General features: G+C 69.8%; 11 protein-coding genes and 1 pseudogene. 5 read left to right on the top strand and 7 right to left on the bottom strand.

The annotated features are described in order from the left end of the window. Positions 1-20: 20 nt before the first annotated feature. Both OPF83_RS09100 and OPF83_RS09095 read right to left on the bottom strand, forming a co-directional pair. On the bottom strand, positions 21-473 hold the full coding sequence (locus tag OPF83_RS09100) for a MaoC family dehydratase (protein ID WP_264887095.1): 453 nt from the start codon (positions 471-473) through the stop codon (positions 21-23). Beyond that, positions 470-1633, bottom strand: coding sequence for an acyl-CoA dehydrogenase family protein (locus tag OPF83_RS09095; protein WP_375546240.1), 1164 nt, complete (start codon positions 1631-1633; stop codon positions 470-472). The genes OPF83_RS09100 and OPF83_RS09095 overlap by 4 nt, the downstream gene beginning before the upstream one ends. Positions 1634-1722: 89 nt before the next feature. On the opposite strand from OPF83_RS09095, the gene OPF83_RS09090 reads away from it, so the two are divergent. Continuing rightward, on the top strand, positions 1723-2733 hold the full coding sequence (locus tag OPF83_RS09090) for a MaoC family dehydratase (RefSeq protein ID WP_264887093.1): 1011 nt from the start codon (positions 1723-1725) through the stop codon (positions 2731-2733). Beyond that, a complete protein-coding gene (locus tag OPF83_RS09085; protein ID WP_264887092.1) occupies positions 2730-3482 on the top strand; it encodes a FadR/GntR family transcriptional regulator in 753 nt (250 codons plus the stop codon). Before OPF83_RS09090 ends, OPF83_RS09085 begins: the two co-directional genes overlap by 4 nt. A 30-nt stretch (positions 3483-3512) precedes the next feature. Here the strand turns inward: OPF83_RS09085 and fabG are convergent, their stop codons facing one another. The 3 genes from fabG to OPF83_RS09070 are packed head-to-tail and all read right to left on the bottom strand — an operon-like array spanning position 3513 to position 6603. Beyond that, positions 3513-4256 (bottom strand): 3-oxoacyl-ACP reductase FabG, encoded by a 744-nt coding sequence (fabG, locus tag OPF83_RS09080; protein ID WP_264887091.1) that lies wholly within the window; start codon positions 4254-4256, stop codon positions 3513-3515. Next, positions 4253-5428: a CaiB/BaiF CoA-transferase family protein gene (locus tag OPF83_RS09075; RefSeq protein ID WP_264887090.1), complete on the bottom strand. Its 1176-nt coding sequence runs from the start codon at positions 5426-5428 to the stop codon at positions 4253-4255. Before OPF83_RS09075 ends, fabG begins: the two co-directional genes overlap by 4 nt. After that, complete coding sequence (locus OPF83_RS09070; RefSeq protein WP_264887089.1) at positions 5425-6603, bottom strand: acyl-CoA dehydrogenase family protein; 1179 nt, start codon at positions 6601-6603, stop codon at positions 5425-5427. The genes OPF83_RS09075 and OPF83_RS09070 overlap by 4 nt, the downstream gene beginning before the upstream one ends. Before the next feature lie 141 nt (positions 6604-6744). Between OPF83_RS09070 and OPF83_RS09065 the strand changes: the two genes are divergently transcribed. From OPF83_RS09065 to OPF83_RS09055, 3 genes and pseudogenes are all read left to right on the top strand, one after another. After that, entirely contained in the window at positions 6745-7890 is a 1146-nt protein-coding gene (locus OPF83_RS09065; protein ID WP_264887088.1) for a CoA transferase, read from the top strand. A 171-nt stretch (positions 7891-8061) separates the two neighbouring features. Further along, a pseudogene (locus tag OPF83_RS09060) lies at positions 8062-8514 on the top strand (acyl-CoA dehydrogenase family protein); the annotation flags it as partial. A 45-nt stretch (positions 8515-8559) separates the two neighbouring features. Then, positions 8560-9663, top strand: a complete 1104-nt coding sequence (locus tag OPF83_RS09055; RefSeq protein WP_264887087.1) for a zinc-binding dehydrogenase — start codon at positions 8560-8562, stop codon at positions 9661-9663. Positions 9664-9765: 102 nt separating this feature from the next. Here OPF83_RS09055 and OPF83_RS09050 read toward each other — a convergent pair whose 3' ends face one another. Together OPF83_RS09050 and OPF83_RS09045 are read right to left on the bottom strand one after the other, a co-directional pair. Then, a complete protein-coding gene (locus OPF83_RS09050; protein WP_264887086.1) occupies positions 9766-10908 on the bottom strand; it encodes an acetyl-CoA C-acyltransferase in 1143 nt (380 codons plus the stop codon). Positions 10909-10990: 82 nt separating this feature from the next. Continuing rightward, complete coding sequence (locus OPF83_RS09045) at positions 10991-12196, bottom strand: acyl-CoA dehydrogenase family protein (protein WP_264887085.1); 1206 nt, start codon at positions 12194-12196, stop codon at positions 10991-10993. Between the last annotated feature and the right edge of the window lie 70 nt (positions 12197-12266).

Here is a 12266-nt window from a genome sequence, read left to right as displayed (position 1 = left end):
AGTCGATTCGGGTCACCTGCTCACTCCACCATCAGCCGGACGGTCTCGGCGACGAGCGCCGGCCGGTCGCCGCCCTCGATCTCGACGGTCACCACGCTGTTGAGCTGGATCCCCGAGGCCTTGCGCTGCAGCGAGGTGAGTTCGATCCCTGCTCGGATCCGCGAGCCCACGGGCACGGCCGCCGGGAAGCGCACCTTCTCGAGTCCGTAGTTGATCATCATCGAGAACCCGCGGATATCCAGGATCTCGGCGCCGAGCACCGGCAGCAGGGACAGGGTGAGGTAACCGTGCGCGATGGTCGTCCCGTAGGGCCCGTCGGCGGCCCGCGCCGGGTCGACGTGGATCCACTGGTGGTCACCGGTGGCGTCGGCGAAGGCGTCCACCCGTTCCTGCGTGATCTCCATCCACTCGCTGTAGCCGATGTGGGTCCCGATCGCGGCCTCGATCTGGTCGAGTCCCTCGAACACGGTCATTCCAGTCCTCCTCGTGCCACCAGTTGTGCGGCGATGACGTTGCGTTGGATCTCGTTGGTGCCCTCGCCGACGATCATCAGTGGGGCGTCGCGGAAGTAACGTTCGACGTCGAATTCTGTGGAGTAGCCGTACCCGCCGTGGATCCGGACCGCGTCCAGCGCGACCTCCATCCCCACCTCGGAGGCGAACAGTTTCGCCATTCCGGCCTCCATGTCGCAGCGCTGGCCGCTGTCGTACTTCTCGGCCGCGAACAGCGTGAGCTGCCGCGCCGCTGTGAGCTTGGTGGCCATGTTCGCCAGGTGGTGCCCCACGGCCTGGTGCTTCCAGATCGGTTGCCCGAACGACTCCCGGGACTGTGCGTAGGCCAGCGAGTCCTCCAGTGCTGCCGCAGCCACCCCCAGCGCGCGACTGGCCACCTGGATACGGCCGGTCTCCAGTCCCTTCATCATCTGTCCGAAGCCCTGCCCCGGCGTACCGCCGACGATCTGCGAGGCGGGCGTGCGGTACCCGTCGAAGGACAACTCGCAGGTCTCTACCCCCTTGTAGCCGAGCTTGGGCAGGTCACGGCAGACGGTGAGCCCGGGTCCGTGTTCGACCAACACGATCGAGATTCCCCGGTGCCGTGGTTCGGCGGCAGGATCGGTCTTGCACAGCAACGCGATCAGCCCCGAGCGCCGCGCGTTGGTGATGAACGTCTTGGCGCCGGTGATCACCAGCGCGTCCCCGTCCCGCCGGGCGACGGTGGTCATGGCCTGTAGGTCCGAGCCGCCCCCGGGCTCGGTGAGGGCCATCGTCGCCCGCATCTCGCCCGTGGCCAGTCGCGGCAGGTACGCGCGCTTCTGGTCCTCGGTACCGAACTCGGAGAGCAGCTTGGACACCACGGTGTGCCCGCCCATCGCGCCGGCCAGGGACATCCATCCCCGTGCGAGCTCCTCTGTCACGCGGACGTAGCAGGGCATGGACACCGGCGTGCCGCCGTACTCCTCGGGCACGGCCAGGCCGTAGATCCCGATCTGCTTCATCTGCTCGATCCAGTTCTCGGGGTAGGTGTTCGCGTGCTCCACCCCGTGGACGGACGGCTTGACCTCACGGTCGATGAACTCCCGGACCGTGGCGATCAGGTAGGTCTCTTCGTCGCTGTGTCCGGGCACCTGCCACACCTCGTCGTCACCCTCGTGGGAACCTCGTCGCCCGGCACGGCGGTGCACTCTCGCACCCACCGTCCGGACGTGACCTATAGTCTATAATCATGCGCAGCAATGCGGCCGCACCTTCCGGCCCCTTCTTCGAGGATCTCACCCGCGGGCAGGTCTTCGACCGCTCCCCCTCGGTGACCCTCACCGACGGTCTCGCCGTCGCCCACCAGTCCATCGTCGGAGACCGGCTCCGCCTCCCCCTCGACCGGCACCTCGCCGCGGCGGTGACCGGCGGCCCCCTCGCCCACCCGGGGCTGGTGACGGATGTCGCGATCGGTCAGTCGACCCTGGTCACCCGCCATGTCAAGGCCAACCTGTTCTATCGCGGACTGCGCCTGCACCACCATCCCCGCATCGGCGACACCCTCATCACCCGCACCGAGGTCGTGGGGCTCAAGCGCAACCGCGTCACCCCGGGCCGCCCCGTCACCGGACTGGCCGCGCTGCGGATGACCACCAGCGACCAGGACGGCCGGACGGTGCTCGACTTCCACCGCTGCGCCTTGCTGCCGCTCGGCCCCGGCACCGACCCCGACACCGTGCCCCACGCCGACGACCTGTCGGACATCGGCGTGGCCGCCGGACGCCACTGGGCCGCGCCGACAGGCTGGGACATCGCCGCCTACCGCGCGGCCGTGCCCGGCGCCGCCGACCCGGTCCCCGCCCCCGGTACCGTGATCCGCCCCGGCGCCGACGTGGTGAGCAACGCCCCCGAGCTGGCCCGGCTCACGCTCAATATCGCCGAGACCCACCACGACCGACGCGTCGCCGGCGGTCACCGACTCGTCTACGGCGGCCACACCATCGGACTCGCACTCGCCCAGGCGACCCGCGCACTGCCGGCGATGCTCACCGTCCTCGGCTGGCACTCGTGCGACCACACCGGACCGGTGCGCGAGGGCGACACCCTATCCAGCACCGTCGAGATCGGCGAGGCCACCCCACTCGACGGGGGCGGTACCGCACTCGAGGTCCGTTCCCGGGTCCGCGCCCATCGCGTCGACGATGCCGACGAGGGCGGGGTGGACGTGCTCGACTGGGCCTTCACCGCGCTGATGCCGTGACCGGCGGCAACCGCGGCTGGACGCCCCGCGGACAGAAGACGGCGCTGCTGGTGGCAAAGCAGATCGTCGAGGACATCGCGCGCCGCGGCAACATCGTGGGCGACAAGCTGCCGCCCGAACACCGCATGCTCGAGGAGTACGGCGTGGGCCGCGGCACCCTCCGGGAATCCCTGCGCTACCTCGAACTGCAGGGCGCGCTGGCCTTCAAGCCCGGGCCCGGCGGCGGTCCGATCGTCCAGCAACCGGACGCCGGGGCGCTCGCCACGTCGCTGAGCCTGCTCCTGCAGTTCGAGAACGCCCCGTTCTCCACCATCATGGAGGCGCGAGCGGCCATGGAACCGTCCATCGCGCGGCTGGCCGCACTGCGGATCAGCCCCGAGGCGCTCGAGGAACTCCGGGCCAACGTCGAGGCCCTGCGCGCCCACAGCCGCGACGCCGCGACGTTCACCGCCGAGTCCGAACGCTTCCACGCCCTCATCGCCTGGGGCTCGGGCAACGCTTTGTTCGGGTATCTCTTCGAGGCGATGGTCGGCATCCTCGCCGGCGCCACGATGGGCGTGGAGTACCCACAGCGGCAGCGCGCCCACACGTGCTCGATCCACGAGGACATCTACCGGGCCATCGCCGACGGAGACGGCGACGCGGCGGCCGATCTCATGTCCCGGCACATCACCGACCACACGACTTACCTGGAGAAGCGCTTCCGGTCGGCGCTCGAGCAGCCGATCCGATGGGACCTCGGCGGCTGAGCACGGGTTCGGGCGCCCACCGTCGCCCGCCTAGATGTGGCGGCCGCCCGTGATCTCCAGGACCGTGCCGGTCATGTAGCTGGACATGTCACTGGCCAGGAAGAGCACCACCTGCGCCACCTCCGACGGCTCGCCCGCCCGCCCCATCGGGATCTCCGCCATCTTCTCGTCCCACACCCGCTCCGGCATGGCCAGCGTCATCGCCGTGCGGATCAGGCCGGGCTGCACCGCGTTGACCCGGACGCCGGCAAAGGCGACCTCCTTGGCCGCAGCCTTGGTCAGCCCCACGATCCCGGCCTTGGCCGCCGAGTAGTTGGTCTGGCCGACCAGGCCCACCTTGCCGGAGATGGAGGAGAGGTTAACGATCGCCCCGCTCCCGTGCCCGCGCATCCGACCGGCGGCGGCCCTGGTGCCGTTCCAGGTGCCCTTGAGATGAATCGCGATGATGTCGTCGAACTGTTGCTCGGTCATCTTGCGCATGGTGGCGTCGCGGGTCACTCCGGCGTTGTTGACGAACACGGCCAGCGGGCCGAACGCCTCCTCGGCCGCGTCGATCATCGCCTCCACCGACTCCCCGTCCCGCACGTCACAGCGGACGTAGCGGGCCGCGTCCTCGCCGCCCAGTGCGGCGACGGCCTCGGCGCCCGCCTCGTCGTCGATGTCCCCCACCACGACGCGCGCGCCCGCGTCGATGAAGGTGCGGGCGATCTCCAGTCCGATCCCGCGCGCGCCGCCGGTTACCACGGCGGTGCGGCCTTCGAGCAATCCGGTCACGTGTCCTCTTTCCCTGTGTGGTCCGCGGCGAGGCCCAGTTCGGCTAGGATCGCCCCGGTGTGTTGGCCGAGCTCCGGGACGGCGCCCATCGATAGCTTTACATCTGTGAAGGTCAGGGGCGGCAGCAGCCCCTGCACGGGACCGGCCGGGGTGTCGACCTCGCGCCACCGATCGCGCGCGACCAGCTGCGGATGCTCCACCAGCCCCGCGACGTCATTGAGCCGCGCGGCCGGGACCCCGTATTCGTCCAGCCTGTCGGCCAGCTCCTGCGAGTCGAACCGACCGGTCAGCGACCCGATGAGCGCATCGACCTCCGCGCGGCGGGCGACGCGCGCGATGTTGGTGCTGTACCGCGGATCGGCGACCAGGTCGGGCCTGCCCAGCACGTCGCGTACCAACGCGGCCCAGCCGCGGTCGTTCTGGACGCCAATGAGCACCTGTCCGTCGCGGGTCGGGAACGCGTCGTACGGGCAGATCGAGGCGTGGGACAGTCCCATTCGGTCGACCTGCCGGTCGTCGTACATGCGGATGTACATCGGGTGGCCCATCCACTCGGCGGTGGCCTCGAACATCGACACCTCGATCGTGGCGCCGACCCCGGTGCGCTCCCGGCGCAGTAGGGCGGCCTGCACCGCCGAGAGCGCGTACATCCCGGTGCCAATGTCGGATGCGGGCACGCCCGTCTTGGTGGCCGTCTCGGGCGTGCCGGTGATCGAGCAGAGGCCGGACTCGGCCTGCACCAGCATGTCGTAGGCCTTGCGGTGGGTGTAGGGCCCGCCGTCCCCGAATCCGGAGATGGTGACGACGACGAGGTCCTCCCGCCGCGCCCGGATGGCCTCGGCCCCCAGACCGAGCCGGCCCATCGATCCGGGCGCCAGGTTGCTCACCAGTACGTCGGCCCGGTCGATCAATGCCTCCGCGACCTCCAGGCCCCGCGGCGAAGCCAGATCGAGCTCGATCGACTCCTTGCCGCGGTTCAGCCAGATGAAGTGGGAGGCCTGGCCGTGCACCGTGGCGTCGTAGTGCCGCGCGAAGTCCCCCTCCCCCGGTCTTTCGATCTTGATCACCCGGGCGCCGAGGTCGGCCAGGTGCCGGGTGGCCAGTGGGGCGGCCACCGCCTGCTCGACGGCCACGACGGTGTACCCGGCCAGCGGCAGCAGGTCGGCGGTCACTGTGACCCCGAGGTGCGAGCGGCCTGGGCCCGGACCAGCCCGCCGCCGATGATGAGTTTCTGGATCTCGCTGGTGCCCTCGTACAGGCGCAGGAGCCGGACGTCGCGGTAGATCCGCTCGACGGGCACGCCGCGCATGTAGCCGCTGCCGCCGTGGATCTGGACCCCCAGGTCCGCCGCCCTGCCCACCATCTCGGTGCAGTACAGCTTCGCTGCTGAGGGCGCGATCCGCCGGTCGCTGCCGGAGACATAGGCCTCCGCCGCCTCGCGGACCAGGGCCCGTCCGGCCATCACCCCCGTCTGTATCTCCGCGAGCATGGCCTGGACCAACTGGAAGTCCCCGATAGGTGTGCCGCCCTGGGTGGTGACCACCGCGTGCGCCAGTGCTTCGTCCAGCACGCGCTGCGCGGCGCCCACCGCCAGCGCCGCGATGTGCACGCGGCCGCGCGCGAGGGAGGTCATGGCGGCGCGGTACCCGGCGTCCTCGTCGCCCCCGACCAGCGCAGAGCCCGGGACGCGGACGCCGTCAAGGGACACCTCGGCGGTCCACGCGCCCTCCTGGCCCATCTTCCTGTCCCGGGGACCGACGCTCACGCCCGGCGTGTCCGCGGGGACCAGGAACACCGCGATGCCCGTCCCTCCGGAATCTGCCGGACGGGTGCGGGCGAACACCACGAACAGGCCGGCCACGGGCGCGTTGGTGATGAAGCGCTTGGCCCCGTCGATCACCCAGTCGTCCCTGTCGCGTACAGCCTTCGTGGACAGCCCCGCCGGGTTCGAGCCCGCGCCGTCCTCGGTCAGCGCGAAGGAGGCGATCACCTCCCCGGAGACGATCGCCTCCAACCACTGCGCCTTCTGCTCGTCGGTCCCGTAGTTGACGAGCACTTGCCCGGCGATCCCGTTGTTGGTGCCGAAGAGCGAGCGCATCGCCAGGGTCGTGTAGCCGAACTCCATGGCCAGCTCCACGTCCTGGCGCAGGTCCAGCCCGAGGCCGCCCCATTGTTGCGGGATGGCGTAGCCGAACAGTCCCATAGCGGCGAGTCCGGCGCGGATGTCCTCGGGCACCGCGTCCGCGTCGGCGATCTCCTGCTCGCGGGGCACCACAACAGTGCGGACGTACTCGCGCGTGGCCGACAGGATGTCCGCGAAGTCCTCCGCGCCCACCTCCGACGTCATGGACTGATCCCCCATCGTGCACCTCTCGCCAGCGGCCGGACTTCAGGGGCCCACCTGCCCCTGACCACCTGTACGCTAGCAACCATTATCAGAGTTTGGGTTGTCTCTCGACGTCGCGAACGAACATTTCCGGAGGTATCGATGTCTGAGCCCACCGGCCGCCCCCTCGAGGGCATCCGCGTCGTGGAGCTGTCCAGTTTCGTGGCCTCTCCCCTGTGCGGGCTCACGCTCGCACAGCTGGGAGCCGAGGTGATCCGAGTCGACCCGGTCGGCGGCGGCGCGGATGTGCACCGATGGCCGCTGGCGCCGGACGGCACGTCGATCTACTGGACCGGGCTCAATCGCGGCAAGGCGTCGGTCACACTCGACCTGCGCTCCGAGGACGGCCGACGGTCGCTGCGCGAGCTGGTCACCGCGCCCGGCGACGGCGGCGGGATCCTCGTCACCAACACGGGGGGCCGGGACTGGCTGAGCCACGAGACGCTCGCTCGCCTCCGCCCGGACGTGATCACCCTGGAACTGCTCGGCCGCCGCGACGGCCGGCCCGGGGTCGACTACACGGTCAACGCGGCGCTCGGGTTCCCGTCCATCACCGGCCCGGGTGGCGGACAGGTGGTCAACCACGCGCTCCCGGCCTGGGACGTGGCCGCCGGTCTCCACGCGGCACTGGCCGTGGTGGCCGCCGTCCGCGAGCGGGATCAGACCGGACGCGGCAGGCGGATCGTCCTGCCGCTCGACGACGTGGCGCTGCCGACCGCGGGGACCCTGGGCTACCTCACCGAGCCGCAGCTCGACGGCTCCTCCCGGCCCGCGGTCGGCAACCACGTCTACGGCACCTTCGGCACCGATTTCACCGCCTCGGACGGCGGTCGCTTCATGGTGGTGGCCCTGACCACCCGGCACTTCCACGACCTGGCCCGCGTTACCGACACCCGCGAAGCCGTCGACGCCCTGGAGTCCGCGACCGGGGCCGACTTCTCCACCGAGGCCGACCGCTACTCCTACCGCGAGGTGCTGGCCGCACTGTTCGCCCGGTGGTTCGCCGCCCACACCACAGAGCAGGTCGCGAGCGCGCTCACCGACTCCGTGGTGCTCCACGAGCGGTACCGCACCTTCGCGGACGTCGTGGCCGAAGGCGATCTCCGGGCAAATCCGCTCTTCTCCCCGCTCGACCAGCCGGGCGTCGGCACCTATCTCGTCGCCGCCCACCCGGCGACCTTCGACGGGGCGCACCTGGCCACCGGTCCCGCTCCGCTCCTCGGCACGGACACCGACCGCCTCACCTGACGACACCGCCACACCTCGGACAAGGAAGACCGCCCCGGATGACCCACAAGCCCACCGCCCGCCCCGGAACCCCCGTCTACCTCACCGAGGAGCGGCTCGCGATCCGCGACCTGGCCAGGGAGTTCACCGCCAAGGAGGTCCTGCCCGTCGCCAACGCTCTCGACCCGGATCTACATGGCGGTCTCGGGTCTCGAGGTGGGTCGGGCTCACACCGCCGCCCGGGCGATCGGCCTGGCGCGCGCCGCGCTGGAGGATTCGATCGCATACGTGGCGACGCGCGAGCAGTTCGGCCGACCCATCGGCGACTTCCAGTACCTGCGATTCGAGATCGCCAAGATGGCCGCGGACATCGAGGCCGCGCGCCAGCTCATGTACTCCGTGGCCACCGACATCGACTCGGGCAGAAGGTGTTCGACCGAGGCCGCCATGTGCAAGCTCGTCGCCACGGAGATGGCCGAGCGGGTCACGTCCCAGGGCATTTAGATCCACGGCGGCGCGGGCTACACCACCGACTTCCAGGTGGAGCGGCACTGGCGCGACGCCCGGCTGACGCGCATTTTCGAGGGCACCAGCGAGATCCAGATGCGCATCATCTCGGACGCCCTCCTGGGGCACAGCAGCTGAGTAGTGTCGGCACCATCGGGGGACCGACCGACGAGAGGTGCGCAGATGAAGGCCGCGGTGTGTGTGGAGACGAATGCTCCCCTGGTGATCGAGGACATCCCGATCCCCGAGCCGCGCGCGGGTGAGGTGCTGGTGCACAACCACGCGTGCGGGGTCTGCCACACGGACCTGCACGTGATGAAGGGTGAAGTCGGATTCCCGCTGCCGGGCGTGCTCGGCCACGAGATCTCCGGGATCGTCGTCGAGGTCGGCGCCGGCGTGACGAACGTTGCGCCGGGCGACCGGGTGGTGGGGTCGTTCATCATGCCGTGCGGCGCCTGCGAGAACTGCGCGCGTGGCATGGAGGACCTGTGCTCGACGTTCTTCGAGTTCAACCGCCTGCGGGGCACGCTCTACGACGGCGAGACCCGCCTCCACCGAACCGACGGCTCTCCCCTGTCGATGTACTCGATGGGCGGGATGGCCGAGTACAGCGTCACCCCCGCGACCAGTGTGTTCCGCCTCGCGGATTCCCTGGACCTCACCGACACCGCCATTCTCGGCTGCTCCCTGTTCACCGCGTACGGCGCCGTGCGGAACGTGGGCGGGGTGCGGACCGGCGAGTCGGTGGCGGCGATCGCCGTGGGAGGGGTCGGACAGAACATCGTGCAACTGTCGGCCGCCAGTGGCGCCGAGAGTGTGATCGCGATCGATGTCGACGACGACAAGCTGGACCTCGCCCGCCGGATGGGTGCCACGCACACGGTGAACAGTTCGGAGGTGGATGCCGCGGAGGCGGTCGCCGAGCTCACGGGCGGCCGCGGGGTGGACGTGGCCTTCGAGGCGCTCGGATCGGCGGGTACCACGAATCTTGCCGTGAACATCTCCAGAGAAGGCGGTCGTGCCGTCGTCGTCGGGATCCCTCCTGCCGGGACCACCCTCGACGTGGACCTCGCCCGCATCGTCCGGCGCAAGATCCAGATCAAGGGCTCCTACGGGGCCCGCGCACGGCGTGACGTGCCCGATCTCATCCGGCTGCTCGCGGCCGGAAAGCTCGACCTGGGCTGGGTTATCTCGCGGCGCGTCTCGCTCGACGAGGCACCGGCGACGTATGAGGCGCTCGACCGCGGCGAAATCCTCGGGCGCGCGGTGGTCCTCACCGGCGCCTGAGGTCAGCGGGGCCGGGCCTGAGGTCAGCGGGGCCGGAAATGGGCGGAGCCCGTCACGCGACGTGCGTGACGGGCTCCGCTGTTTGTCAGCCGCGGTGGCGGATCAGAGCAGCTCGATGATGGTGGCGTTGGCCTGGCCGCCGCCCTCACACATGGTCTGCAGGCCGTACTTGATGCCCTCGTTGCGCATGTGCGCGATCATGTCGGACATCAGGCGTCCGCCCGAGCCACCGAGCGGATGGCCGAGCGCGATCGCGCCGCCGTTGGGGTTGAGCTTGGCCTGATCGGCGCCGGTCTCGGCGAGCCACGCCATAGGCACGGGCGCGAAGGCCTCGTTGACCTCGAAGGTGCCGATATCACCGATGGACAGGCCCGACTTGGTCAGCGCCTTGGCGGTGGCCGGGATCGGCGCGGTGAGCATGATCACCGGGTCGTCGCCGGCAAGCGTCGCGGTGTGGACGCGCGCGATGGGCTTGAGACCGTACTTGGCGGCGGCCTCCTCGCTCATGACGAGAATCGCAGACGCACCGTCGGAGATCTGCGAGGCGTTGCCTGCGGTGATCACGCCGTCCTCCTTGAAGGGCGGGGTGAGCCCGGCGAGCTTCTCGACGGTCGAACCGCGGCGGATGCCCTCGTCGGTGTCCATGACGCCGTCCGGGGTCTGCACCGGGATGATGTGGTCGGCGAAGAAGCCGGCGTCCTGCGCAGCGGCCGCCTTCTCGTGCGAAGCGACGGAGAACTCGTCGAGCTGGGTCCGCGAGAAGCCCCACCGCTCGGCGATCATCTCGGCGCCGATGCCCTGGTTCGGGGAGATGCCGTTATAGCGCTCCTTGAACGACTCACCGTAGGGCGACGTGCCCTTGGCGACGTTCGAGAACATCGGGACGCGGGTCATCGATTCGACGCCACCGGCGATCACGACATCGTGCATGCCGGACTCGACCACAGCCACGGCGAAGCTCAGCGCCTGCTGCGACGAGCCGCACTGCCGGTCGATGGACACACCGGCGACCGTCTCGGGGAACCCTGCCGACAGCGCGGCGGTCCGCGCGATATCGCCGGCCTGCTCGTTGACCTGGCTGACCGTGCCCCAGATGACGTCCTCGACGGCAGCGGGATCCAGGCCCGCCTTCTCCACGAGGCCCTTGAGAACGGCGCCCGACAGGTCAGCGGGATGGACGCCCGCCAGTCCGCCGTTACGCTTGCCGACCGCGCTGCGCACGGCCTCGACGATTACTGCACCCATGTGTAGAACTTCCTTCTCTCGAGGGTCCGACCTACTTGGTTGGACATCCTAGTTTCTTAGTTGGAGATCCTAGTTTCAGTTCTCAGCCGATGTACGGCGGCGTCCGACGGAGCTCGCCACGGGCGATGGTGCGGCGGTGCACGGCGTCCGGGCCGTCGACGATCCGCAGCGCCCGGGCCCAGGCGTAGAAGTAGGCCAGCGGGGTGTCGTCCGAGACTCCGGCGCCACCGAAGATCTCGATCGCCCGGTCGATGACCGTGCAGGCGACCTGGGGGGCGATGACCTTGATGGCGGAGATCTCGAACCGGGCCTCCTTGGCGCCGACCGTGTCGATCATCCAGGCGCAGTGCTGCACCTGCAGGCGCGCCTGGTCGATCTCGATGCGCGAGTTGGCGATGTGCTCCTGCACCACGCCCTGCTCGGAGAGGTAGCCGCCGAAGGCGTGGCGGGACTTGGCACGGTCCACCATGAGCGCGAGCGCCCGCTCGGCCATGCCGATGGCGCGCATCGCGTGGTGGATGCGGCCCGGTCCGAGGCGAGCCTGGGCGATCGCGAATCCGGCGCCCTCCTCGCCCAGCAGGTTCTCGACCGGCACACGCACGTCGCGGAACACGAGCTCGCAGTGGCCGTGCTGGTCCTGGTAGCCGAACAGCGGCAGGTTGCGCTCGATGGTCAGGCCCGGTGTGTCGCGCGGGACGAGCACCATCGACTGCTGGCGGTGCGTCTCGGCCTCGGTATCGGTCTTGCCCATGACGATGAAGATTTCGCAGCGGGTGTCGGCCACGCCGGTGATCCACCATTTACGGCCGTTGATCACGTACTCGTCGCCCTCGCGCCGGATGACGGTCTGGATGTTCGTGGCGTCCGAGGAGGCGACGTCGGGCTCGGTCATCGCGTATGCCGAGCGGATCTTTCCCTCCTTGAGCGGCTCGAGGTACTTGGCCTTCTGCTCGTCGGTGCCGAACAGGTGGAACGTCTCCATGTTGCCGGTGTCCGGCGCCTGCGAGTTGATGGCCTCGGGCGCGATGACCGGCGACCAGCCCGAGATCTCCGACACCGCGGCGAACTCGAGGTTGGAGATTCCGGACCACTCGGGCAGGAAGAGATTCCACAGGCCACGGCGGCGGGCCTCGGCCTTGAGGTCCTCCATCACCGGCGGGTAGGCGTTGTCGCCGTGCTCGCGGAGGTACTCCTCCCACACGGGCTCGGCCGGGAACACATGCTCGCGCATGAACTCCCACATGTTCTCCTGCAGCTCGAGGCTGCGCTGACTGTGAGCGAACTCCATGATCTTTACTCCTGTAGAGAGACTGGGTTGGATCCGGGCGCGACGGGCGCGGAGACGGAAGGGAAGCGAC

The sequence above is a fragment of the Dietzia sp. NCCP-2495 genome (assembly GCF_026011735.1).
Taxonomy (GTDB): Bacteria; Actinomycetota; Actinomycetes; order Mycobacteriales; family Mycobacteriaceae; genus Dietzia.
This window is presented reverse-complemented; position numbering and strand designations above follow the sequence as displayed.